22 protein-coding genes are annotated in these 22,745 nt (G+C 63.0%); 14 read left to right on the top strand and 8 right to left on the bottom strand.

Features of this window, described 5'->3' with window-relative positions; all coding sequences use genetic code 11:
• Window positions 1-292: 292 nt before the first annotated feature.
• Both A1D30_RS07550 and A1D30_RS07545 read right to left on the bottom strand, forming a co-directional pair.
• Window positions 293-2,206, bottom strand: a complete 1,914-nt coding sequence (locus A1D30_RS07550) for an EAL domain-containing protein (RefSeq protein WP_063460155.1) — start codon at window positions 2,204-2,206, stop codon at window positions 293-295.
• 31 nt (window positions 2,207-2,237) lie between these two features.
• On the bottom strand, window positions 2,238-2,897 hold the full coding sequence (locus tag A1D30_RS07545) for a transglutaminase-like cysteine peptidase (RefSeq protein ID WP_242421817.1): 660 nt from the start codon (window positions 2,895-2,897) through the stop codon (window positions 2,238-2,240).
• Between the two features lie 179 nt (window positions 2,898-3,076).
• Between A1D30_RS07545 and A1D30_RS07540 the strand changes: the two genes are divergently transcribed.
• A complete protein-coding gene (locus A1D30_RS07540) occupies window positions 3,077-4,579 on the top strand; it encodes a TolC family outer membrane protein (RefSeq protein WP_063460154.1) in 1,503 nt (500 codons plus the stop codon).
• A 68-nt stretch (window positions 4,580-4,647) separates the two neighbouring features.
• On the opposite strand, the gene lipA is transcribed toward A1D30_RS07540, so the two are convergent.
• From lipA to A1D30_RS07525, 3 genes are all read right to left on the bottom strand, one after another.
• Entirely contained in the window at window positions 4,648-5,628 is a 981-nt protein-coding gene (lipA, locus tag A1D30_RS07535; protein ID WP_063460153.1) for a lipoyl synthase, read from the bottom strand.
• 15 nt (window positions 5,629-5,643) lie between these two features.
• Complete coding sequence (gene lipB, locus A1D30_RS07530) at window positions 5,644-6,285, bottom strand: lipoyl(octanoyl) transferase LipB (protein WP_242421863.1); 642 nt, start codon at window positions 6,283-6,285, stop codon at window positions 5,644-5,646.
• An 88-nt stretch (window positions 6,286-6,373) separates the two neighbouring features.
• A complete protein-coding gene (locus A1D30_RS07525; protein WP_063460152.1) occupies window positions 6,374-6,691 on the bottom strand; it encodes a DUF493 family protein in 318 nt (105 codons plus the stop codon).
• 288 nt (window positions 6,692-6,979) lie between these two features.
• On the opposite strand from A1D30_RS07525, the gene A1D30_RS07520 reads away from it, so the two are divergent.
• The 9 genes from A1D30_RS07520 (at window position 6,980) to A1D30_RS07480 (ending at window position 14,152) form a co-directional block, all read left to right on the top strand.
• Window positions 6,980-7,453 carry an ATP synthase subunit I gene (locus tag A1D30_RS07520; RefSeq protein ID WP_063460151.1) on the top strand — a complete coding sequence of 158 codons (474 nt, stop codon included), beginning with the start codon at window positions 6,980-6,982 and terminating at the stop codon, window positions 7,451-7,453.
• A 21-nt stretch (window positions 7,454-7,474) separates the two neighbouring features.
• A complete protein-coding gene (gene atpB / locus A1D30_RS07515) occupies window positions 7,475-8,353 on the top strand; it encodes a F0F1 ATP synthase subunit A (RefSeq protein ID WP_010467223.1) in 879 nt (292 codons plus the stop codon).
• Window positions 8,354-8,412: 59 nt separating this feature from the next.
• On the top strand, window positions 8,413-8,682 hold the full coding sequence (atpE, locus tag A1D30_RS07510; RefSeq protein WP_007847749.1) for a F0F1 ATP synthase subunit C: 270 nt from the start codon (window positions 8,413-8,415) through the stop codon (window positions 8,680-8,682).
• A 34-nt stretch (window positions 8,683-8,716) separates the two neighbouring features.
• Window positions 8,717-9,187 carry a F0F1 ATP synthase subunit B gene (locus tag A1D30_RS07505; protein ID WP_007847746.1) on the top strand — a complete coding sequence of 157 codons (471 nt, stop codon included), beginning with the start codon at window positions 8,717-8,719 and terminating at the stop codon, window positions 9,185-9,187.
• Between the two features lie 10 nt (window positions 9,188-9,197).
• Entirely contained in the window at window positions 9,198-9,740 is a 543-nt protein-coding gene (locus A1D30_RS07500) for a F0F1 ATP synthase subunit delta (protein WP_063460150.1), read from the top strand.
• A gap of 41 nt (window positions 9,741-9,781) precedes the next feature.
• Window positions 9,782-11,335 carry a F0F1 ATP synthase subunit alpha gene (gene atpA, locus A1D30_RS07495; RefSeq protein ID WP_063460149.1) on the top strand — a complete coding sequence of 518 codons (1,554 nt, stop codon included), beginning with the start codon at window positions 9,782-9,784 and terminating at the stop codon, window positions 11,333-11,335.
• Window positions 11,336-11,353: 18 nt separating this feature from the next.
• Window positions 11,354-12,220 (top strand): F0F1 ATP synthase subunit gamma, encoded by an 867-nt coding sequence (atpG, locus tag A1D30_RS07490; RefSeq protein ID WP_063460148.1) that lies wholly within the window; start codon window positions 11,354-11,356, stop codon window positions 12,218-12,220.
• Window positions 12,221-12,253: 33 nt separating this feature from the next.
• A complete protein-coding gene (atpD, locus tag A1D30_RS07485) occupies window positions 12,254-13,660 on the top strand; it encodes a F0F1 ATP synthase subunit beta (RefSeq protein WP_063460147.1) in 1,407 nt (468 codons plus the stop codon).
• A gap of 75 nt (window positions 13,661-13,735) precedes the next feature.
• Window positions 13,736-14,152: a F0F1 ATP synthase subunit epsilon gene (locus tag A1D30_RS07480; RefSeq protein WP_063460851.1), complete on the top strand. Its 417-nt coding sequence runs from the start codon at window positions 13,736-13,738 to the stop codon at window positions 14,150-14,152.
• Between the two features lie 308 nt (window positions 14,153-14,460).
• On the opposite strand, the gene A1D30_RS07475 is transcribed toward A1D30_RS07480, so the two are convergent.
• A complete protein-coding gene (locus tag A1D30_RS07475) occupies window positions 14,461-14,754 on the bottom strand; it encodes a hypothetical protein (protein WP_063459401.1) in 294 nt (97 codons plus the stop codon).
• A 132-nt stretch (window positions 14,755-14,886) separates the two neighbouring features.
• A complete protein-coding gene (locus A1D30_RS26370; protein ID WP_063459199.1) occupies window positions 14,887-15,174 on the bottom strand; it encodes a hypothetical protein in 288 nt (95 codons plus the stop codon).
• A 103-nt stretch (window positions 15,175-15,277) separates the two neighbouring features.
• Here A1D30_RS26370 and A1D30_RS26180 point away from each other — a divergent pair.
• The coding region (locus tag A1D30_RS26180) for a hypothetical protein (RefSeq protein ID WP_206779303.1) at window positions 15,278-15,469 on the top strand (192 nt) is incomplete at its 5' end.
• A 218-nt stretch (window positions 15,470-15,687) separates the two neighbouring features.
• Here the strand turns inward: A1D30_RS26180 and A1D30_RS07465 are convergent.
• The gene (locus A1D30_RS07465; protein WP_157891318.1) at window positions 15,688-18,006 is read right to left on the bottom strand and encodes an FG-GAP repeat protein; all 2,319 of its coding nucleotides are present in this window, start codon (window positions 18,004-18,006) and stop codon (window positions 15,688-15,690) included.
• 276 nt (window positions 18,007-18,282) lie between these two features.
• Between A1D30_RS07465 and A1D30_RS07460 the strand changes: the two genes are divergently transcribed.
• The 3 genes from A1D30_RS07460 (at window position 18,283) to groL (ending at window position 22,311) form a co-directional block, all read left to right on the top strand.
• Entirely contained in the window at window positions 18,283-20,001 is a 1,719-nt protein-coding gene (locus A1D30_RS07460; RefSeq protein ID WP_131798422.1) for a hypothetical protein, read from the top strand.
• A 272-nt stretch (window positions 20,002-20,273) separates the two neighbouring features.
• Window positions 20,274-20,564 carry a co-chaperone GroES gene (locus A1D30_RS07455; RefSeq protein WP_063460144.1) on the top strand — a complete coding sequence of 97 codons (291 nt, stop codon included), beginning with the start codon at window positions 20,274-20,276 and terminating at the stop codon, window positions 20,562-20,564.
• A 94-nt stretch (window positions 20,565-20,658) separates the two neighbouring features.
• Window positions 20,659-22,311: a chaperonin GroEL gene (gene groL / locus A1D30_RS07450; protein ID WP_063460143.1), complete on the top strand. Its 1,653-nt coding sequence runs from the start codon at window positions 20,659-20,661 to the stop codon at window positions 22,309-22,311.
• Window positions 22,312-22,745 lie beyond the last annotated feature (434 nt).

Below are 22,745 nucleotides of genomic sequence, written 5' to 3'. Positions count from 1 at the left end.
CAGCGAAGAGCAGGTGCTCCAAGCTGTGTACCGGCTCAACCACCGACCCCGCAGATGCCTGGGCTGGAAGACTCCGCATGAGGTGTTCCATGGCTACAAAGTGACGCCACTTACACTGGGGACTGGCGCACTTCGTTGTTGAAACCGCCAGTAAAAATGGCCGTCACCGCGCATGGGAGTAAGAGAGTTTGCTATCAATTTTGAATAATTGATGGATATTGGCTTCGGGCCCCGCTGGCGTACAAAAACGTTCGCGGTGACAGGGCCGATGCCTCGGCCATTGCCCTGCCGTTTAGCGGATGCCCGGCCCGGTGGCACCATCAAAGCCCAGCGATGCCAGCAGCGGCAGGTCGTCCCGCGACTCCACCCCCAGGGCGATGACCTGGATGCCAATCGCGTGGGCGATGTTGCACAGGCCCCGCAAGAACTCCTGATTGCCCAGGTTGTCGCCAATGCCGCGCACGTAGCTGGGGTGGACCTTGATGTAGTCCAGCCCCAGGTCGGCGAGTTTGTTGCCTTCGGTGAAGCGCTGGCCGAAATACTCGATGCCCACCCGGCAACCCAGTTGCTGCAGGGTGTGCGCCAGCTCCTTGAAGGCATCGAAGGCGCGGAACACGCCGTACTCGGGCACCTCGAACAGCAGGCGCGTGCACATGTCGGGGTAGGTGTGCAGCAGCTGGGTGAGTTCGTTGCGGAAGCGGAAGTCTGCAATGGTTTCTGCGGAGAGGTTGACCGCAATGTCTCCGGCCGAGCTGCGCAGGTGCTCGATGGCCAGGCGTACCACGCGCAGGTCGATGGGGGCAGTGAGGTTGAGGTGGGCCGCCATGGGCATGAAGTCGCCCGCCGACAGCAGCGCGCCCGAGGCATCGGCCACCAGGCGGATCACGCCTTCCTGGTGGATGGCGCCATCCCCGCTGCCGTCCACCACGGGGTAGAAAGCCAGCTGGAGCCTGCCCCCGCTCACTGCTTCGGTCAGCAGGGTGCGCCACTGTTCGGCAGGCCGCGCGTCGGCCGAGTGCGCGCCCTCATCCACATACATGCTGTTGGGCCCGAGGGACGCTGCGCGGGCCAGCGCCTCGTCGGCCCGGCTGAAGAGTTCGCCCAGGGGCTCCTGCCTGCGGTATCCCACAGCACCGATGTGGAACAAATCCGGCACCAGCGCCGACCAGTGGGGAAGCCACTGCGCGGACAGGCTGGCGAAGATGTCCTGTGCGGCCTCTTGCGGCGACGGTGTAGAGGGGCACAACACCCCGAACTCGCCACCTTTGAGCCGACCCGCCCGTTGGCCAGGCTTGCCCTCGCCGCTCTTGTACAGCACGGTGCCCAGGTGCTTGAGCAGCGCGTCGGCCTTCTGGTGCCCCAGCTGGGTGTTCAGCCCTTCGAGATCGGTCAGCCGCAGGATCACCAGGCTGCCTGCCGAGAGGAACTGCTCCCCTTCCAGCGCCTCCTGAAGGTGCGACAGGAAGTAGTCCCGGCTGGAAAGCCCGGTGACCGCATCGCGGTTGACTTTCTTGCGCAGGCCATCCAGGCGCGCGGCCTCTTCGCCGAACATCGACCGCAGGCGCGTGACCATGTCGTTCATGCCGCGCGCCACGCTGCGCAGCTCCGGCGTGCGGGGCTCGGCGATCTTGATGAAGCGCCGGTCCGCAATGGCCTCGGCCTGCGCCACCACATCGCGCAAGGGCTTGGTGATGCGCTTGATGGCCAGGGTGCCAACGCCACCGGCAACAACACTGCCCAGGACAAACCAGGCCAGCAGCTCCAGGGTGCCCGTCCACAGGCTTTGGTAGGCGTACTGGTCGTGGCTGGCGAGGGTGAGGGTGCCGTACTGTTTCCAGCCGTCCTGGATCTGGGCCCGGCCGGGCTCGGCATTCATGGGGATCAGCCGCGCAAACCAGGCCGGTGCACCCTGCAAGGAGCCGGAGAAGCTGCGTTCGACCAGCGTCTGCCCGGTGGGCGACACAATGCGGATGAAGCGGTAGTGCCCGGCGTCGAATTGCGCAGCCACCTGCAGCTCGACCGTCACGGGGTCTTTGTCCAGCTGCGACAGGGCCAGGGCCAGCGAGGTCGCGTTGTCGATGTTCTTGACCTGCAGCTGCTGCTGCAGGTAGTGCCGGGCAGACAGCACACTGACCAGCATGCTGCCCCCAAACGCAAGCGCCATGACCAGGCCGATGGCGAGCCAGAGTTGTTTGGTGAGTGACATGGTGCTGTATCTCCGAGAAAGGGCGCAGCGCTCAGAAGCCTTCTTGCCGCATGCGTTCAAGCACATCGCGCCAGCGCGACAGGCGGGCCGTCGGGTCTGCCGAAGAGGTGGTGGCGCCAGAAACCCAGAGGCCTTCGTTGTTGAAGCTGAAGACGGGCGAAAGATCGGTCCGGGACGATGCGGGCCGGATGGTGGTGATCAGGTTGTCCAGCACCATTGGCTCGTCGGCGGGGTTGGCGTAGTAGCCCAGCACCATGTGTGCTTCGCTTTTGGTGCTGCCGGCGCCACCGATCCGGGCGCGCACGTAGATCATGCGCAGCTTGGCGTTGGGCACGCCCATGTGCAGCAGCGTGATGTACTTGGCGATGGAGAAATCTTCGCAGTCACCGGCATTTCTTCCCATGAACTCCAGGGGCGTTGCCCAGTAGTCGTCCTGCTGCCAGACGGCAATATCGTTCTCGAACAGCATGCGCCGGTTGAAGAAATTGTTGACATGGGCAAGCTTCTCGGGCTCGCTCAGCTGGCTTCCTTCGCTCATCATGGCCCGCCAGGCAATGACAAGATCGGCGCCTTTGGCACCATAACGCTGCAGCGCCACGGCCTGGATCTTGTCGAGGTCAGGGGCGCTGAAAACCGCCCCCAGCACCAGGGCGATGGTGAACGCCACCAGCACCCGGAGCTGCGCAGTCACCCGGGGTATGTTCTGGAAAAGTGGCGGCAGGGAGGGCATGGAACGCGGGAAACGCGGCGGCTACCTTGCTGAAAAGTACCTTGTCGGGCCCGCAGTGGCTACTTTGTAAAAAAAAACTGTGCGAGTTTCAAGGTAAATGTTACGTTTCGATTCTGCACCACAAACGATTCGGAGTCGCCATGAAACTGCCTCTTACCCTGATCGCTGCCGCCGTTGTTGCCAGTACGGGCGCCGTTGCGCAAACACTTCCCGAAGGACTGGTTGAGGCGGCACGCAAGGCCGTGACCAACAACCCGGATGTGCAAGCGCGGTGGTTTGGCTTTCGCGCCGCCGACTCCGAGCGTGGGATTGCGCGGGCTGGCTTCTTGCCACAGCTGGATGCGGTGGCCAGCACCGGGCGAGAGAACCGTGTACGCCCCTCCGGGACCACGGGCTCTTATCACCACACAGGGGCTGCGTTGACGCTGAACCAGATGCTGTTCGACGGCTTCTTCACCAGCAACGAAGTCAAGCGCCTGGGGCACGCCAAGCTGACGCGCTACTACGAACTGGTGGAAGCATCAGAGACCGCAGCGCTGGAGGCTGTGCGTGCCTACGCCGATGTCGCGCGCTACCGGGAGCTGGTGGAGCAGGCCAAGCAAAATTACGTCGAGCACAAGTTGACCACCAACCAGATCGATGAGCGCACATCGGCCGGTGTGGGCCGCCGGGTGGACCTGGAGCAGGCAACGGGCCGCCTGGCTTTGGCGGAGTCCAACCTGCTGACGGAAATGTCCAACCTGCACGACGTCAGTGCCCGGTACCAGCGGTTGATCGGGGAGCTGCCGCCCGGCGCCCTGGCGCCTTTGCCCGAGGGCTTCAAGTTCACCACCCTGCCGCCCAAGACCGAGGACGTGGTCAGTTTTGCGCTGAACAACAGCCCGACCATCAACGCCGCGATCGAGAACATGCTTGCCAGCGAGGCGGGCATTGCATCGCAAAAAGCGGGTTTTGTGCCCCGGGTCGATTTCCGGGCCCGCCAGTCCTGGGACCGCAATCTGATCGGGGAGCAGGGGCGTTCACGCGACAGCACGGTCGAGCTGGTGCTGACCTACAACTTCTACCGGGGGGGCGCCGACAAAGCGCGGGAGCAACAGGCGGTTGAAAACAAGTTTCAAGCCCGTGAGTTGAAGGAAAAAGCCTGCCGGGATGTGCGCCAGACCACGGTGATTGCGTTCAATGACGTGCGGCGCTTGATTGAACAGATGACGTATCTGGACCAGCACCGGCTTTCCACTGAAAAAGCCCGGGAGGCCTATCGCCAGCAGTTTGATCTGGGACAGCGCACATTGCTTGACCTGCTCGATACCCAGAACGAAGCCTTCCAGGCCAGCCGGTCGTACGTCAATGCACGCTATGACCAGGTGGTAGCCCAGGCGCGCACATTGAGCGCCATGGGACAACTGCTCCCGGCACTCAACGTGACCCGCGCCGACATGCCTTCGCCCGCAGATGCCGGGCAGCAGCGCAGTGGCATCGATCCTGCAGAGCTGTGCCCTGCGGAGGCTCCGGTGGCGATCGTGGTGGACAAGGCCAAGGCGGTGGCAGACACGCCCGCCCGCCCCCGTACCGTCTTGCCGCCGCCCGCCGCCGCTGCGCCGGGCGCTCCTGCAGGCGCTGCAAAACCTGCGGCGAACCGCTAGCGGGTGAGGGGGGCATTCCCGGGGCTGACGCAGGTCGCCCCGGTGGGTGACGTGATGGCCGTGGGGGCTCAGACCCCGGCCGCGTGCGCCTGCTGGTCTGCGTGGTAGCTGCTGCGCACCATGGCGCCCACGGCAGCGTGGCTGAATCCCATCTTGTAGGCCTCTTCCTCGAACATCTTGAAGGTGTCGGGGTGCACGTAGCGGCGCACGGGCAGGTGGCTGTTGCTGGGCGACAGGTACTGGCCGATGGTCAGCATGTCGATGTTGTGTTCGCGCATGTCGCGCATCACCTGCAGGATCTCTTCGTCCGTTTCGCCCAGGCCGACCATGATGCCGCTCTTGGTGGGCACGTTGGGGTGCAGGGCCTTGAACTTTTTCAGCAGGTTCAGGCTGAACTGGTAGTCCGAGCCGGGGCGCGCTTCCTTGTACAGGCGGGGCGCGGTTTCCAGGTTGTGGTTCATCACGTCGGGTGGCGCGGCCTTGAGGATCTCCAGCGCGCGGTCGTCGCGGCCGCGGAAGTCGGGCACCAGGATTTCGATCTGCGTGGTGGGCGACAGTTCGCGGATGTTCTGGATGCATTCCACGAAGTGGCCGCTGCCGCCGTCGCGCAGGTCGTCGCGGTCCACGCTGGTGATCACCACGTACTTGAGCTTGAGCGCGGCAATGGTCTTGGCCAGGTTCAGTGGCTCGTCCTTGTCCAGCGGATCGGGGCGGCCATGGCCCACGTCGCAGAACGGGCAGCGGCGCGTGCACTTGTCGCCCATGATCATGAAGGTGGCTGTGCCCTTGCCGAAGCATTCGCCGATGTTCGGGCACGAGGCTTCCTCGCACACCGTGTGCAGCTTGTGTTCGCGCAGGATCTCCTTGATCTCGTAGAAGCGCGTGGTGGGGCTGCCTGCCTTCACACGGATCCAGTCGGGCTTCTTGAGCACTTCGCCCTGCTCGACCTTGATCGGAATGCGCGACAGCTTGGCGGCCGCCTTCTGCTTGGCCAGCGGGTTGTAGGCTTCGGTGGATTGCGCTTCGCGGACGACTTCAGGGGTGCTCATGGCTGTAGGCAGAGTTCAGGGCGCCAACCGGATGCTGAGCTGCTGGCCCAGCACCTGCGCGGCTTCTTCCCAGGTGGTGTTGACCCCGATTGTAGAAAGGTCCACTGTTTGCAAACCTGCGTAACCGCAAGGGTTGATGCGCGAGTAGGGTTCCAGGTCCATGGCCACATTGAGCGCCACGCCGTGGTAGGTGCAGTGTCGGCTGACCTTGATGCCCAGGGCGGCGATCTTGCCCAGGCCGTCGAAGTCGGGGGCTGGGGGGGCTTCGGTACCAGCGCGTTTCTGGGGCCGCTGGGGCAGCATGGCGTGGCTGTGGGGATCATGAAGGCGCACATAGATGCCGGGTGCGCCGCCCACGCGGTGGCCCGTGACACCAAAATGTGCGAGCGTGCGGATCACGGCCTCTTCCACGCGGTAGACATACTCTTTGACGAAATAGCCAGCGCGCTGCAGATCAATCAGCGGGTAGGCGACCACCTGGCCCGGGCCGTGGAAGGTGACTTGTCCGCCCCGGTTGGTGGCCACTACGGGGATGCTGCCGGGGGCGAGGACATGGTCACTTTTACCTGCCAACCCCTGTGTATAGAGAGGCGCATGCTCGCACAGCCACAGGGCGTCAGGCGTGTCGGGCGTGCGCGTGGCCGTGTAGTCCTGCATGGCCTGCACGGTGGTGGCGTAGTCCACCCTGCCAAGGATCTGGGGGTGAACAGGCACCGGCTTCGGGGGCGTGGGTGTGGACACGGGCCTACAGAACGACCTTGACCAGCGGGTGCGAGGACAGTGCGCGGTACAGGTTGTCGAGCTGTTCCCGGCTGGTCGCGGTGATGGTGATGGTTACTCCGAGGTAATTGCCCGCGCGGCTGTCACGCAGTTCAATGGTGCTGGCGTCGAAGGTGGGGTCGAACTGGCGGGCCAGCTCGGTGACCGCGTGCACAAAGCCGTCCACCTTGGCACCCATGACCTTGATGGGGAACCTGGAGGGGTATTCGATGAGCGAGTCTTTGCGTGGGTCGCTGGCCTGCTCGGCAAGGCCATTGGCGGGCGGTGGCGTGGTGGGTGTCATGGTGAAAAGCCCTTGGGTCTTTGCTTCGGTTTCTATAGCTGGCGGCGCTGCGCCATTGTGCGCCAGAGGCCTGATGGCGAGGTGCGAACCGCAGTTTTTGCGTGCGCCAAACCGGTGCAGGGCGGGCCGTTCTGTCGCGTCAAAGTCGTTGGCCTGTCACCACAACGGAGCATGCTCGCGCAGCGGTCGCACACCCGGTTTGCGGGTTTTTGCCGACTGCCATGGGTTTTTACTTATAATTAGAGGCTTTGTGAAAGTTGCAGTCTGTAACGCGGGCGTCATTCAACAATGAAAACAATCGCTCCTGAGACTGAAGCTGAGGCTGAAGAATCTGACTTCAAGCCCCTGACGGCCCAAGAGGCGGAGCAGTGGCGCAGTCGCAATCCTCCCATCTCGGTGTGGAAGGTGGTGGCGGGTCAGGCACTGGTTGGAACGCTGGTGGCCCTGGTGGCCTGGGTTCTGACAGGCCGGGCGTCGGTGGGCTGGTCTGCAGCCTATGGCGCCGTGGCGGTGGTGGTTCCGGCGGGTTTGTTTGCACGGGGGGTGTTTCGCCGCAAGGCGTCGTCCGATCCGCGTGCAGCCATGCTGGGGTTCTTTGGTTGGGAAATCGCCAAGATCGTGTTGACGGTGGCGCTGCTTGCAGCGGCACCCCGGCTGGTGCCGGACTTGAGCTGGATGGCCTTGCTGGTTGGCATGGTGATCACAATGAAAACGTACTGGGCGGCACTGTTGGTGCGGTCTGGTGTCCGAAAAACCGATTGATAGTTACAAGAGAGTTGTCCGATGGCCGCAGAAGCGCACGCTCCGACTGCAAGTGAATACATCGTTCACCACCTGCAGCATCTTCAGAACGTCAACCAGACCAAGATTGTTGATTTCACCGTCATCAACTACGACTCGATCATTGTGGGTCTGGTTCTGGGTGCCCTCACTCTTTTGATTCTGTGGTCCGCTGCCCGCAAGGCCACCTCCGGCGTGCCCGGCCGCTTCCAGGCCGCCGTGGAAATGCTGGTCGAGATGGTGGACAACCAGGCCAAGGCCAACATCCACAACGCCGAAAGCCGCAAGTTCATCGCCCCCCTGGGTCTCACGGTGTTCGTCTGGATCTTCCTGATGAACTTCATGGACATGCTGCCTGTGGACCTGCTGCCCGCCATCTGGGCCCAGATCTACGGTGCTGCGGGCCACGATCCGCACCATGCCTACCTGCGTGTTGTGCCCACGGCTGACCTCTCCACCACCCTGGGCCTAGCATTCGCCATCCTGATCCTGCGCTTCTGGTACAGCGTCAAGATCAAGGGCGCTGGCGGCTGGGCGCACGAACTCGTGTCGGCTCCGTTCGGCACCAGCAAGAATCCCATCTTCGCCCTGATCCTGGGCGTGGTGAATCTGCTCATGCAGATCATTGAATATGTGGCCAACACCGTATCGCATGGCATGCGGTTGTTCGGCAACATGTACGCCGGTGAACTGGTGTTCATGCTGATCGCCCTGATGGGTGGTGCAGCTGCACTGTCGCTGTCGGGTGTGCTGCTGCCTGTGGGCCACGTCATCGCTGGCACCATCTGGACGCTGTTCCACATTCTGGTGATCTCGCTGCAAGCGTTCATCTTCATGATGCTTGCGCTGATCTACCTCGGTCAGGCGCACAACGCGCACTAAACGGTTCCCTTTCGTTTCTCTTTCCTTTTCAACTTTTCTTTTTTAACTCAGGAGTCATCATGGAAAACATTCTCGGTCTCGTCGCTCTGGCTTGTGGTCTGATCGTTGGTCTGGGCGCTATCGGCGCTTCCATCGGTATCGCACTGATGGGTGGCAAGTTCCTCGAATCGTCGGCACGTCAGCCTGAGCTGATCAACGAACTGCAAACCAAGATGTTCATCTTGGCCGGTCTGATCGACGCTGCGTTCCTGATCGGTGTTGCTATCGCTCTGCTGTTCGCCTTCGCCAACCCCTTCGCTTCCACGTTCTTGGCCAACCTGCCCAAGTAATTCCCACTCAACGCCACTCTAGAAAGGTGTTGCCGTGAGTATCAACGCGACCCTGTTCATTCAGGCCATCGTCTTCCTGATCCTGGTGTGGTTCACGATGAAATTCGTGTGGCCCCCGATCGCGAAGGCGTTGGATGAACGAGCCCAGAAAATCGCCGAAGGCCTCGCTGCTGCCGACCGTGCCAAGTCCGAACTGACCGCTGCCAACCAGCGCGTCGAGAAGGAACTGTCACAGGCACGCAACGAAACGGCCTCGCGTCTTGCGGACGCCGACCGACGTGCCCAGGCCATCATCGAAGAAGCCAAGGCACGCGCCACGGAAGAAGGCAACAAGATCGTTGCTTCCGCCCGTGCCGAAGCCGAGCAGCAAACGGTGCAAGCCCGCGAAGCCCTGCGTGAGCAGGTCGCTGCGCTGGCCGTCAAGGGTGCAGAGCAGATTCTCCGCAAGGAAGTCAATGCCGGCGTTCACGCCGACCTGCTCAACCGCCTGAAGACCGAGCTGTAAGGGGACACACATGGCTGAACTCGCCACCATTGCCCGCCCTTACGCCGAAGCCCTGTTCAAGGCCGCTACTGCGGGTGCGGGCATGGACCTGGCCAGCACTGCTGACTGGGTCGATGAACTGGCGGCCATTGCCGCCAACCCCCAGTTGCGCCAGCTGGCGGACAACCCCAAGGTGACGGCAGACCAGGTGTTTGCCGTCTTCACGGGTGTTGCGCGTTCGGCTTTGCCTGATACGGCCAAGAACTTCCTGCGCACGGTCATCGACAACGGGCGCCTCGCCGCGCTGCCGGAAGTCGCTGCACAGTTTCGTGCCCTCGTGAATGGCCGCAGCGGCTCTTCGGATGCTGTGGTGCACAGCGCCTTTCCGATGGACGCTGCCGCACTGGCCGATGTCGGCTCTGCGCTCGAAAAGCGCTTTGGCCGCAAGCTCAACCTCACTGCTCAGCTGGACCCGTCCCTGATCGGTGGCATTCGCGTAGTGGTGGGTGACGAGGTGCTGGACACTTCGGTCAAGGCCCGTCTTGAACAAATGAAAGCGGCCCTCACCGCGTAAGCGCGGCGAGGACAGCGAACCAAAGAAAGAAGGAAAGAGTCATGCAACTCAATCCCGCAGAAATTTCTGAACTCATCAAGAGCCGCATCGAAGGTCTGGCCGCCAGCAGCGATATCCGCAACCAGGGTACCGTGGTGTCCGTGTCCGACGGTATCGTGCGCGTGCACGGCCTGTCGGACGTGATGGCTGGTGAAATGCTTGAGTTCCCCGCCACCAAGGACGGCCAGCCCTCCTACGGCCTGGCCCTGAACCTGGAGCGCGACTCCGTCGGCGCCGTGATTCTGGGTGAGTACGAGCACATCTCCGAAGGCGACACCGTCAAGTGCACGGGTCGCATTCTGGAAGTGCCCGTGGGCCCCGAACTGGTCGGCCGCGTGGTGAACGCCCTGGGCCAGCCTATCGACGGCAAGGGTCCCATCAACGCCAAGCTCACCGACGTGATCGAAAAGGTCGCTCCGGGCGTGATCGCACGTAAGTCCGTGGACCAACCCCTGCAGACCGGCCTGAAGTCCATCGACTCCATGGTGCCCGTGGGCCGTGGCCAGCGCGAGCTGATCATCGGTGACCGCCAGACCGGCAAGACGGCCGTCGCCATCGACGCCATCATCGCCCAGAAGGGCCAGGGCGTGACCTGTATCTACGTCGCCATCGGTCAGAAGGCTTCGTCGATCAAGAACGTGGTGCGCGCACTGGAACAAGCCGGTGCCATGGAATACACGATCGTGGTGGCCGCATCGGCCTCCGAATCGGCAGCCATGCAGTATGTGTCGGCCTACTCCGGCTGCACGATGGGCGAATACTTCCGCGACCGCGGCCAGGACGCCCTGATCGTTTATGACGACCTGTCCAAGCAAGCCGTTGCGTACCGTCAAGTGTCGCTGCTGCTGCGCCGCCCACCAGGCCGCGAAGCCTACCCTGGCGACGTGTTCTATCTCCACAGCCGCCTGCTCGAACGCGCAGCCCGCGTGAATGCCGACTACGTCGAAGCCTTCACCAAGGGTGAAGTCAAGGGCAAGACCGGTTCGCTGACCGCACTGCCGATCATCGAAACGCAAGCGGGCGACGTGTCCGCCTTCGTGCCAACCAACGTGATCTCGATCACGGACGGCCAGATCTTCCTGGAAACCAGCCTGTTCAACGCCGGTATCCGCCCCGCCATCAACGCCGGTATCTCGGTGTCGCGCGTCGGCGGTGCAGCCCAGACCAAGCTGGTGAAGAACCTGTCCGGCGGTATCCGTACCGACCTGGCCCAGTACCGTGAACTGGCTGCGTTCGCGCAGTTCGCTTCCGACCTGGACGAAGCCACCCGCAAGCAGCTGGACCGCGGTGCCCGCGTGACCGAACTGCTCAAGCAGGCACAGTACAGCCCCCTGTCCATCTCGCTGATGGGCGCGACGCTGTTCGCTGTGAACAAGGGCTTCATGGACGACATCGACGTCAAGAAGGTTCTCGACTTCGAACACGGCCTGCACCAGTTCCTGAAGACCAGCCACGCCGCACTGCTGGCCAAGCTGGAACAGGCCAAGGCCATGGACAAGGATGCTGAAGCCGAATTGACCGCTGCTGTCGCTGCGTTCAAGAAGTCGTTCGCTTAATCCGGACGAGGAGCCATCATGGCAGCAGGCAAGGAAATACGCGGCAAGATCAAATCGGTGGAAAACACCAAGAAGATCACCAAGGCCATGGAGATGGTGGCTGCATCCAAAATGCGCAAGGCGCAGGAACGGATGCGGGCTGCCCGTCCCTACAGCGAGAAGATCCGCAACATTGCAGCCAACCTCGGCCACGCCAATCCCGAATACGTGCACGCGTTCATGAAAGTGAACGATGCCAAGACGGCTGGCGTGATCGTGGTGACGACCGACAAGGGCCTGTGTGGCGGCATGAACACCAACGTGTTGCGTGCCGTGACGACCAAGCTGCGTGAGTTGCAAGGCGCTGGTGTCTCGACGGAGGCTGTGGCCATTGGCAACAAGGGCCTGGGTTTCCTGAACCGTGTCGGCGCCAAGGTGGTTTCGCACGTGACGGGCCTGGGCGATACGCCCCATCTGGACAAGCTGATCGGCCCCGTGAAGGTGCTGCTCGACGCCTACGCAGAAGGCAAGATCAACGCGGTGTACCTGAGCTACACCAAGTTCATCAACACCATGCGCCAGGAATCGGTGGTGGAGCAGCTGCTCCCCCTGTCGTCTGAGCAGATGCAGGCCGAGAAGACAGAACATGGCTGGGACTACATCTACGAACCCGATGCCCAGACCGTGATCGACGATCTGCTGGTTCGCTACGTCGAATCCCTGATCTACCAGGCCGTTGCGGAAAACATGGCGTCCGAGCAGTCGGCACGCATGGTGGCCATGAAGGCCGCTACCGACAACGCCGGCAGCGTCATTGGCGAGTTGAAGCTGGTCTACAACAAGACGCGCCAGGCAGCGATCACGAAAGAACTTTCGGAAATCGTGGCTGGCGCCGCTGCTGTGTAAGCAGCTCAACCAACATCTAAATTGGAGCGAAAAATGGCTCAAGTGCAAGGCAAGATTGTTCAATGTATCGGCGCTGTGGTGGACGTTGAGTTCCCGCGCGACCAGATGCCCAAGGTGTATGACGCTCTCAAGCTCGAGGGCTCTGCCCTGACGCTGGAAGTGCAGCAGCAGCTGGGCGACGGCGTGGTGCGTACCATTGCCCTCGGCTCGTCGGACGGCCTGCGTCGTGGCCTGATGGTCACCAACACGGCCAACGCCATTACCGTCCCCGTGGGTAAGGCCACCCTGGGCCGCATCATGGACGTGCTGGGCAACCCCATCGACGAACGTGGTCCCGTGAGCCAGGAGCTGACGGCCTCCATCCACCGCAAGGCCCCTGCGTACGACGAACTGTCGCCTTCGCAAGAGCTGCTGGAAACCGGCATCAAGGTGATCGACTTGGTCTGCCCGTTCGCCAAGGGCGGCAAGGTGGGTCTGTTCGGTGGTGCCGGCGTGGGCAAGACCGTGAACATGATGGAACTCATCAACAACATCGCCAAGGCCCACTCAGGTCTGTCGGTGTTCGCTGGTGTGGGCGAGCGTACCCGCGAAGGGAACGACTTCTACCATGAAATGGCCGATTCCGGCGTGGTGAATCTGGAGAAGCTCGAAGAGTCCAAGGTCGCCATGGTGTACGGCCAGATGAACGAGCCCCCAGGCAACCGTCTGCGCGTGGCGCTGACCGGCCTGACCATCGCCGAGTCCTTCCGTGACGAAGGCCGTGATGTGCTGTTCTTCGTGGACAACATCTACCGCTACACGCTGGCCGGTACCGAAGTGTCCGCTCTGCTGGGCCGTATGCCCTCCGCCGTGGGCTACCAGCCTACGCTGGCCGAAGAAATGGGCCGCCTGCAAGAGCGTATCACCTCGACCAAGGTCGGTTCGATCACTTCCATCCAGGCCGTTTACGTGCCCGCCGATGACTTGACCGACCCATCGCCTGCCACGACCTTCGCCCACTTGGATTCCACTGTGGTGCTGTCGCGTGACATCGCTTCGCTGGGTATCTACCCTGCCGTGGATCCTCTGGACTCCACCAGCCGCCAGCTGGACCCGAACGTTGTGGGCGAAGACCACTACGCCACGGCCCGTGCGGTGCAAGGCACGCTGCAGCGCTACAAAGAATTGCGCGACATCATCGCGATTCTGGGCATGGACGAACTGGCTCCCGACGACAAGCTGGCCGTGGCCCGCGCGCGCAAGATCCAGCGTTTCCTGTCGCAGCCTTTCCACGTGGCCGAAGTGTTCACGGGCTCCCCAGGCAAGTACGTTCCGCTGTCGGAAACCATCCGTGGTTTCAAGATGATCGTGAACGGCGAGTGCGATCACCTGCCAGAACAAGCGTTCTACATGGTCGGTACCATCGACGAAGCCTTCGAAAAGGCCAAGAAGGTGGCCTGATTGCCCGGTGGCTGAGCGGCCCACAGCGGCTCAGCCCTCTGCAATCAAGCAACCCATCTTTTCCTAGGAGCAATGATGAACACCATCCACGTTGATGTGGTCAGTGCCGAAGAGTCCATCTTCTCCGGTGAAGCACGTTTCGTCGCGCTGCCTGGCGAGGCTGGTGAGCTGGGCATCTATCCCCGCCACACCCCGCTGATCACGCGCATCAAGCCCGGCTCGGTGCGCATCGAGATGGCCAACGGTGACGAAGAGTTTGTTTTCGTGGCCGGTGGCATTCTGGAAGTGCAGCCCAACTGCGTGACCGTGCTGTCCGACACCGCCATCCGCGGCAAGGACCTGGACGATGAGAAGGCCAATGCGGCCAAGGCATCGGCTGAAGAAGCACTCAAGAACGCCAAGAGCGAGCTGGACCTGGCCAAGGCCCAGTCCGAACTCGCTGTGATGGCGGCCCAGATTGCGGCGCTGCGCAAGTTCCGCCAGAAGAAATAATCCAGCCACTGTGCTTGGAGCAAAAAACCCGGCTTGGCCGGGTTTTTTTATGTCTGGCGCGGTGGCGGCAAGCCGAGGCATGGGCCTCAAAGCAAGGGGCTAGGCCTCACGCGGTGCGTGCCAAAGGGGTCACTGCGTCCGCGTGTCGCTTCGGTTTCGGTTTCGGTTGACGGGACTTGTCTGCTGCCTGCAATTGCACGCAAACCTGCGTAAAAGACGTCAAAGAAAAAAGGCCGGAACCCTGTGAGGGCTCCGGCCTTTTTTATGGCATTTGCACTTCGCGACCAGCCTGCACAGGCCGGTTGGAATTACATGGCGCTGAATTCGCCCGAAGGGATCTGGCCGGTGCGCAGAGCTTCAGCAGCCTGGGCACGCACAGCGGCACGGTCAGCCGTGGACTTGTAGGTCACCACGCGCGAACCTGCTGGTTCGATGCTGCGGGTCTGGGCCACGGTAGCGGCTTCAGCAGCCACTTCAGCGCGGGTGCGGTTCGTGTCGAACTTCAGGGCAAATTGCGAGCTGTCGGCTTCATCAGCGTGGGCGCCGAAGGCAGAGAAAGCAGCCACAGCGGCGATGGAGAGGATGCGAGCGGTCTTGTTCATGGTGAAACTCCGGTGAAATTCAAAAAANGGTCTTGTTCATGGTGAAACTCCGGTGAAATTCAAAAAAGAGGGATGTACTGGGCAATACGAAACAGGAAGAGCGGTGGATTCAGCGAATCAGGCGCTGACCAATCAACCACGCTCGCCGTAAGCGATCTGGCCGGTGCGCACAGCGTCGGCAGCCTGGGCACGCACAGCAGCGCGGTCGGCGGTGCTCTTGTAAGTCACGACACGCGAACCTGCGGGTTCGATCGAGCGGGTCTGGGCGACGGTGGCGGCTTCGGCGGCCACTTCGGCGCGGGTGCGGTTGGTTTCAAACTTCGTGGCGAACTGCGAAGCATCGGCTTCGTCAGCGTGGGCACCAAAAGAGGCGAAAGCAGCGACAGCGGCGATGGAGAGGAAACGTGCGGTGTTGTTCATGATGGATAAGTCCTTTAAAAAAAGCGTCTCAAAAAAACCAGGAGGAAAACAAAACAAAAACTGCTTCAACCCTGGGTTCGGTGAGTCGCCTTGCGGGTTCGGNCCGTCAGCGTGGGCACCAAAAGAGGCGAAAGCAGCGACAGCGGCGATGGAGAGGAAACGTGCGGTGTTGTTCATGATGGATAAGTCCTTTAAAAAAAGCGTCTCAAAAAAACCAGGAGGAAAACAAAACAAAAACTGCTTCAACCCTGGGTTCGGTGAGTCGCCTTGCGGGTTCGGCTCATCGATGGGTTGAACTGTACGCCGATGGTGTTCAGAGAAAAACCACCTAGTCGCGAACTGACTGTTCCAGTATTTGAAACAATGCCGCATGGCGTGGGCAGGCAGAAAAAAAGCCCGTGGCTCCTTTCAGAACCACGGGCAGGGCGGGCGCAAACCCTCAGAGGCTGTTCAAAGGCGGAGATTTTTTGGCTGCACGCAGGAGCGGCGCGCAAATGCCCCGGTCTTCGCCTCTCAGTACAGGTACACCGCACCCGCGTTGGTACGGCTTTCGTCGGCCTGGTTGCCACCAATGCCGTTCGATCCACCGTCTTCCGTCGAAGCCCCGACCGCCAGCGTGTTGCCGTCGCCCGACAGCGCCACCCGGCCGCCAAAGCGGTCGCCGCTGCCGGTGTTCGGTGCCTTCACATAGGCTTGCTGCGCCCAGGTGCCTGCGGTGCGGCGAAACACCAGCACGGCGCCCGCATCGGCGGCCGTGGTGTCGGCCTGGTTGCCGTTGAAGCCCGTGGCGGCGCTGTTGTCGCGGTACGAGGGCACCACCAGCGTGTTGCCATCGCTGGACATGGCGAGGTTGTTGCCAAAACGGTGGGGCGTGCGGGTGTTGGAGGCCTTCAGGTAGGCCTGCGGCTGCCAGGTGCCGCCTGCGCGGGTGTAGACAAACACGGCCCCGGAGTTGAGCGCGAGGCTGTTGCTGGCAGGGGGCACCACATACACGCCCGTGTGGTCGCTGCTGTCCCCATCCATGCCCACGGCCAGCGTGTTGCCGTCCCCCGACAGCATGACCGCCACGCCAAAACGGTCCAGCGCCAGCGGGCTGGGGGCCTTGAGGTAGGCCTGCTGCGCCCAGACCCCAGCCGTGCGCTGGAACACATAGGCAGCCCCGGCGTCCTGCAAAGAGTCGTCGGCCGGGGTGGCGGCCGAGGCGCTGCGCTCAAAAAACGCGCCCACCGCCAGCGTGTCGCCGCTGCCAGACAGGCTGAGGTAGATCCCGAAAAAGTCCCCCGCGCCCGCATTGGCGGCTTTGATGTAGCCCTGCTGCGCCCAGCTGGTGCCGGTGCGGCTGAACACATAGGCCGCGCCGGACGACGCAAATGCCGCATTACCGTGGGTGCCAGTCAGGTCCCCGCTCTCGTAGTAGGCGCCCACAGCCAAGGTGTTGCCATCGGCCGAGAGCGCAACAAACGAGCCGAACAGGTCGAACGCAAACGTGTTGCTGGCCTTGATGAAGGCCTGTTGCGACCAGGTGCTGCCCGAGCGGGAATACATGTACACCGCGCCGGAGCTGCTGGCGAGGTTGTTGCTGGGGGGCATTGCCGCAAAGGTTCCTGTCTGGTCGCCGCTTTCACCGTCCGCACCAATGGCCAGGGTATTGCCGTCGGCCGACAGGGCTACGGCGTTGCCAAAGTAATCGTTGGCCTCGCCCCCCGGTGCAGTGATGCGTGCCTGTTGCGACCAGGTGCTGCCGGTGCGGGTGAAGACATACACCGCGCCCGTGTTGCCAGCTTCGCCATAGGCCCCCACCGCCAGCGTGGTGCCGTTGGCGGACAAGGCCACCCGGTTCCCGAACCGCGCTTCGGCTGCGGTGCTGGCGGCCTTGAAATAGCCAATGGCCTGCACCATGTCTGCCGCCACTGGGGCCGACGGGGCGCTGCACCCGCTGATGTTGCAGGCCCGCACCGTGTAGGTGGCGTTCAGCCGCTGGTGCAGCAACACCGGCACCGCATGCGCCAGCGCAGTGGTGGCGGTGGAACCGATCTGCGCGGCCGCCAGCGGGCCCGCACCATCGGGGTCTTCGTGCACGGTGTAGCTGGTGGCATGGGTGGCCGGTAGCCATGAGAAGTTCAACGCCTTTGCCCCGTAGGTGATGCCCAGGCCCAGGGGGGCGGCGGCGATGGGTGGAGGCGGCGGAGGCGGTGGGGGCACATCGATCGTGCGGCAGGTCACCCGCACCTGCGTCACCGGTGCCAAGGCCACACCGGTGGCGCTGTTGGCCTCGCAGAACTGGTCTACGGGCTGCACCTGCACGGCCACCGAATAGGTGCTGCCATGGGGCACGGCCAGGGCAAAGCGAAATGATCCGTCAGCTGTCAGCGCCAGGTCAGACGTGCCATTGAGCCGCAGGGTCAGCGCCCCCGCCAAGCCCATCACCGTACCGCCCACCGCATAGGTGTTGGCAGTGCAGCGGACCAGCACATTGGTGACCGGCCCTGCCACCACGCCCGTGCCGTTCTCCACCAGGCAGGTCTGCCCGATGGGCTGGGTGCGCACCACGATGTCGTAGGCTTCGCCATGCGCCACCTGGGTGGCGTAGCTGCCGCTGGCGGTGATGGTCAACTCCCCGCGTGTGCCATTGGCAAGCACCAGCACGCCCGCAAGCCCGGACACCTGGCCGCCCACCGGGTGCAGCACCGCTGCAGGCGGCGGGGCGGGCACGGCGTCGCCGCCTCCCCCACCGCAAGCCGCCAGCACACCAGCGGCCACCCCCACCAGCCAGCGGGCCGCCCTGCGGCGGATGCCCGCAAGTGCCCCAGGCAGCCCTATGGTGTGTGGCAACCCATGGTGCAAAACCCACGCGCCCTTCCGGCGCTGCGGGCAGGGGGTTTCGGAGTGAAGGGGGGCAGATCGAGGCATCAAAGGTTCTCCGCGCACAGGACAGGGACGTTGGCCCGGCAGGCCACCAGGCACTCTAGTTTTTGCAGCCCCATCCACCCACCCCACCGAAGCGGGGTTGACAAGCGGGGCTGCGGCCTGCCCCTTTCACCTTTCCCTTTCAGTTCTGCGGCCCGCTGCCGATAAACCCTGGATAAAACCAACGAGAAAAAACCACCCATGAGTGTTGTCGGCCTGTCCAGCCTTCCCCCCGCGCTGGCAACGGCGTGGAGCCCCACAGTGGCCCCCGCCCCATCGGCAGCTAAGCTCCCAGTAGCAGCGCAGCCAGTGCTGGTCACCCCACAAAAACCCGCCGCACCCAGCAGCAGCACCAACAACATCGCCAGCGCCGCCGTGCAGGGCAACCAACGCTTTCTGCACATCACGCAGATGCCAGGCAGCCTGGATGTGGCCCCCGCCACCTACGAAGCACTGCTGGACATGCAGACCCGGGGCGGGCGCATGCAGGTGTGGGAACAAGCCCCCGACAACGCCCTGGCCGAGGTGATGGGCCGCAACGCCAGTGGCACCACGCAGCAGGGCCGCCTGGCGGGCCTGGGCTCTGCGCTGCTGGGGCAAGTGGCCAGCACGGGCGCGAGCTACCGGCAAACCGTGGTGGACATGGCTGCCGTCGCTTCACCCGACCGGGTCCAGGGCAAGGCCATGGATGCGCTCTGGTCCTTCAAGAGCCGCCCCAGTGGCAGTGTGGAACTCTCCATCGAGACGCGGTCTGGCGCCCGGGTGCGCCTGTCCATCCACGACCAGCGCGAGCCCAGCGCCTCCGGCGCGGGCATGTCGGTCGAGATCGTGGTGGAGGGAGAACTCAGCGTGCAGGAGCGCGAAGCACTCCGCGCCCTGGCCAGCGGATTCGACAAGGCGGTGCAGGGGCTGTCGGGTGACGACCCGAAGCTGGATGTGGAAGAACTGCTGCAGTTCGACAGCAAGGCGTTCACCCGGCTGGAACTCCAGACGGAGATGTATGGCAAGGACAGGGACGGCAACCGGGTGTTGACGCTGGGCGCGCAGATTCAGGTCGATGGAGACCGGCGCGCGGTGCAGCTGCGAAGCCGTGACGGCGTGGTGAAGATGGCAACCGACCTGCGCCAGCCCGCACAATGGGGCACGGATGCGCAAAGGGCCAACGCTGTCGAGCACTACCTGGGCCGCATCGACAAGGCGGCAGAACGCGGCCAGGCCAAACAGCCCCTGGTGGACCTGTTCAAGTCCAGCTTTGCCGCCATGCACAGCCGCTACGACGCCCCCCACACAGGCGTTGGCCTGAAACCCGGCACCGCGCTGCACACCCAGCCCGGCACCTTCGGCGAAGAAGACCAGGGCCTGCTGACGGGCCTGGCGGACTTTGACGCCAGCATCACGGCCACCACGCGGGCCACCAACCCGCGCCGCACGCAGGAACTCGACACCTTCCACTACACGCTGAACCAATCCACCCACATCACGGGCAGCTCCAGCCGCAACCGGGCTGTCAGCCAGACCCAGACCGCGCAGCTCGTGGCCTCTTACCACCAGTCCCTGCTGGTGTCGGCCGCACCCCGGCTTGACACCACCTCGGCATCGCAGAACTACCTCTACAACAAGGTGGACGACAGCAGCAGCACCGAAGTGCACCTGGCCTATGACAATGGCGAGGCCATCCGCGCCACCGTCACCCAGTCCACGTCCCGCGCGCTGCACACGCTCCGGGTGGAAAACAACCAGGTCACCGGCGACAGCACCACCGCGCCCGGGCCGCAGTCCCGGCACACCGACCTGCTCCCCTTGCTCAAGCGGCTACAACTGCAGCGCCAGCAGGACGCCCAGGAAGCCGACGACACCGCACGCCGCGAGCGGCAGGAAACCCTGCAGACCTGGCACACGCAAGTTTTGCAGGGCCTGTGACGGTCGCCCTGGCAACGCGCCCAGCGCCTGCCACCGGGCGCCTCAGCCGCTGCCCCCGGGCGGCGGCGTTCTGCACGCCTTAGCCCCCTTTTTTAACCCCCCAAACCCCCAGGCGTCTGCAGGGGGTGTCTTGAAACGGCCACAAATGCCCGTATCATTAGCACTCACTGCAGACGAGTGCTAACACCACCCCGCCTGCCGGAAGTTTGGGAGCGCCTGGATACCCGGGCGCTGAGTACGTCAGCTTTTTTACTGAAAACAGGAGCATTGCAATGAACCTTCGCCCTCTGCACGATCGCGTGATCGTCAAGCGTATTGAAAGCGAAACCACGACCGCCTCCGGCATCGTGATCCCCGACAACGCTGCTGAAAAGCCTGATCAAGGTGAAGTGCTGGCCGTGGGCCCTGGCAAGAAGAACGACAAGGGCGACGTGGTTGCCCTGAACGTGAAGGTCGGCGACCGCGTTCTGTTCGGCAAGTACTCGGGCCAGACCGTCAAGGTCAATGGCGACGAGCTGCTGGTGATGAAGGAAGACGACCTGTTCGCCGTGGTCGAGAAGTAATTCCTTCTCCCTCGTTTACTCACTTTTTCATAGCTGCTAGCGCATACTGGTTAGGCGCAAGCAGCCAATTTGAATCAAATTTTAGGAGCCAAACATGGCAGCAAAAGACGTAGTTTTCGGCGGCGAAGCCCGCGCTCGCATGGTTGAAGGCGTGAACATCCTGGCCAACGCAGTCAAGGTCACGCTGGGCCCCAAGGGTCGCAATGTGGTGCTGGAGCGCTCGTTCGGCGCCCCCACCGTGACCAAGGACGGTGTGTCCGTGGCCAAGGAAATCGAACTCAAGGACAAGCTGCAGAACATGGGCGCCCAGCTCGTGAAGGAAGTGGCCTCCAAGACCAGCGACAACGCTGGTGACGGCACCACCACCGCCACCGTGCTGGCACAAGCCATCGTGCGCGAAGGCTTCAAGTACGTGGCCGCTGGCATCAACCCGATGGACCTGAAGCGCGGTATCGACAAGGCTGTGGCAGCCCTGGTGATCGAGCTGAAGAAGGCTTCCAAGCCCACCACCACCTCCAAGGAAATCGCCCAAGTGGGTTCGATCTCCGCCAACTCCGACGAAACCATCGGCAAGCTGATCGCTGACGCCATGGACAAGGTCGGCAAGGAAGGCGTGATCACCGTGGAAGACGGCAAGTCCCTCGACTCCGAACTGGACGTCGTGGAAGGCATGCAGTTCGACCGTGGCTACCTGTCGCCCTACTTCATCAACAACCCAGAAAAGCAATCCGCCATTCTGGACAACCCCTTCGTGCTGCTGTTCGACAAGAAGATCAGCAACATCCGCGACCTGCTGCCCACGCTGGAGCAAGTCGCCAAGGCTGGCCGTCCCCTGCTGATCATTGCCGAAGAAGTTGACGGCGAAGCCCTGGCTACGCTGGTGGTCAACACCATTCGCGGCATCCTGAAGGTTGTGGCTGTGAAGGCTCCTGGCTTCGGCGACCGCCGCAAGGCCATGCTGGAAGACATCGCCATCCTGACGGGCGGCAAGGTCATCGCTGAAGAAGTGGGCCTGACGCTCGAAAAGGTGACCCTGGCCGACCTGGGCCAAGCCAAGCGCATCGAAGTGGGCAAGGAAAACACCATCATCATCGACGGCGCTGGCGCTGCCGCTGACATCGAAGCCCGCGTCAAGCAAGTGCGCGTGCAGATCGAAGAAGCCACGTCCGACTACGACCGCGAAAAGCTGCAAGAGCGCGTGGCCAAGCTGGCTGGCGGTGTGGCCGTGATCAAGGTTGGCGCTGCCACCGAAGTCGAAATGAAGGAAAAGAAGGCCCGCGTGGAAGACGCACTGCACGCTACCCGCGCAGCTGTGGAAGAAGGCGTTGTGGCTGGCGGCGGCGTGGCTCTGCTGCGTGCCAAGCAAGCTGTGGGTGACTCGGTCAAGGGCGACAACGCTGACCAGGAAGCCGGTATCAAGCTGGTGCTGAAGGCCATCGAAGCGCCTCTGCGCGAAATCGTGAACAACGCCGGTGGCGAAGCCTCGGTGGTGGTGAACGCTGTGCTGGCCGGCAAGGGCAACTACGGCTTCAATGCCTCGAACGACACGTACGGCGACATGCTCGAACTGGGCATTCTGGACCCCACGAAGGTCACCCGCACGGCTCTGCAAAACGCTGCCTCCGTGGCATCGCTGCTGCTGACGACCGAAGCCATGGTGGCTGAGGCTCCGAAGGAAGAAGCCGGCGCTGGCGGCGGCATGCCCGACATGGGCGGCATGGGTGGCATGGGCGGCATGGGCATGTAATTGCCCGGCGGCTGAGCCCCTGGCTCTGCACCCCCAAAGCCCGCAGGCCCCACGGCCTGCGGGCTTTTTTCATGGCGGAAGAAAACCGCATCCCCCCGCCTATATGCGATATCAGCGGTTAACACATATCCACAATTCATAAGTCCTCATACTGACTACGCCATTCCACGCGGGGCACTGAATTGGTTATATCTCGATACAATTTTCAGCGTTCCGTCCCCATCTGCGGGGATTCGCTGGCGATCTCCTTCACAACGCCTCGTCTCGGAGCCTCTTTCTCCCACCGACGACCATGGCGTTCACTCCCCCCACTGTCACTGTTCTTGACCTGACCGCCCGCCTGGGCCTGCATGCCCTGGCGCAGCTGGGGGTGGCCAATGCGTCGGGGCCCGGGCCCTGGCTGCAGGTGCCACTGGCCGATGCCAGCGTGGCGC

It is taken from the genome of Acidovorax sp. GW101-3H11 (genome assembly GCF_001633105.1).
Taxonomy (GTDB): Bacteria; Pseudomonadota; Gammaproteobacteria; order Burkholderiales; family Burkholderiaceae_C; genus Acidovorax.
The sequence above is the reverse complement of the archived record's forward strand: the minus strand, read 5'-3'. Positions and strand labels throughout refer to the sequence as shown.

Excerpts from the sequence above, each read along its gene's own strand:
- A1D30_RS07550 (WP_063460155.1), bottom strand. The coding sequence starts at position 2,206 with ATGTCACTCACCAAACAACTCTGGCTCGCCATCGGCCTGGTCATGGCG.
- A1D30_RS07540 (WP_063460154.1), top strand. The coding sequence starts at position 3,077 with ATGAAACTGCCTCTTACCCTGATCGCTGCCGCCGTTGTTGCCAGTACG.
- lipA (WP_063460153.1), bottom strand. The coding sequence starts at position 5,628 with ATGAGCACCCCTGAAGTCGTCCGCGAAGCGCAATCCACCGAAGCCTAC.
- lipB (WP_242421863.1), bottom strand. The coding sequence starts at position 6,285 with ATGCAGGACTACACGGCCACGCGCACGCCCGACACGCCTGACGCCCTG.
- A1D30_RS07525 (WP_063460152.1), bottom strand. The coding sequence starts at position 6,691 with ATGACACCCACCACGCCACCGCCCGCCAATGGCCTTGCCGAGCAGGCC.
- A1D30_RS07520 (WP_063460151.1), top strand. The coding sequence starts at position 6,980 with ATGAAAACAATCGCTCCTGAGACTGAAGCTGAGGCTGAAGAATCTGAC.
- atpB (WP_010467223.1), top strand. The coding sequence starts at position 7,475 with ATGGCCGCAGAAGCGCACGCTCCGACTGCAAGTGAATACATCGTTCAC.
- atpE (WP_007847749.1), top strand. The coding sequence starts at position 8,413 with ATGGAAAACATTCTCGGTCTCGTCGCTCTGGCTTGTGGTCTGATCGTT.
- A1D30_RS07500 (WP_063460150.1), top strand. The coding sequence starts at position 9,198 with ATGGCTGAACTCGCCACCATTGCCCGCCCTTACGCCGAAGCCCTGTTC.
- atpA (WP_063460149.1), top strand. The coding sequence starts at position 9,782 with ATGCAACTCAATCCCGCAGAAATTTCTGAACTCATCAAGAGCCGCATC.
- atpG (WP_063460148.1), top strand. The coding sequence starts at position 11,354 with ATGGCAGCAGGCAAGGAAATACGCGGCAAGATCAAATCGGTGGAAAAC.
- atpD (WP_063460147.1), top strand. The coding sequence starts at position 12,254 with ATGGCTCAAGTGCAAGGCAAGATTGTTCAATGTATCGGCGCTGTGGTG.
- A1D30_RS07480 (WP_063460851.1), top strand. The coding sequence starts at position 13,736 with ATGAACACCATCCACGTTGATGTGGTCAGTGCCGAAGAGTCCATCTTC.
- A1D30_RS07475 (WP_063459401.1), bottom strand. The coding sequence starts at position 14,754 with ATGAACAAGACCGCTCGCATCCTCTCCATCGCCGCTGTGGCTGCTTTC.
- A1D30_RS26370 (WP_063459199.1), bottom strand. The coding sequence starts at position 15,174 with ATGAACAACACCGCACGTTTCCTCTCCATCGCCGCTGTCGCTGCTTTC.
- A1D30_RS07460 (WP_131798422.1), top strand. The coding sequence starts at position 18,283 with ATGAGTGTTGTCGGCCTGTCCAGCCTTCCCCCCGCGCTGGCAACGGCG.
- A1D30_RS07455 (WP_063460144.1), top strand. The coding sequence starts at position 20,274 with ATGAACCTTCGCCCTCTGCACGATCGCGTGATCGTCAAGCGTATTGAA.
- groL (WP_063460143.1), top strand. The coding sequence starts at position 20,659 with ATGGCAGCAAAAGACGTAGTTTTCGGCGGCGAAGCCCGCGCTCGCATG.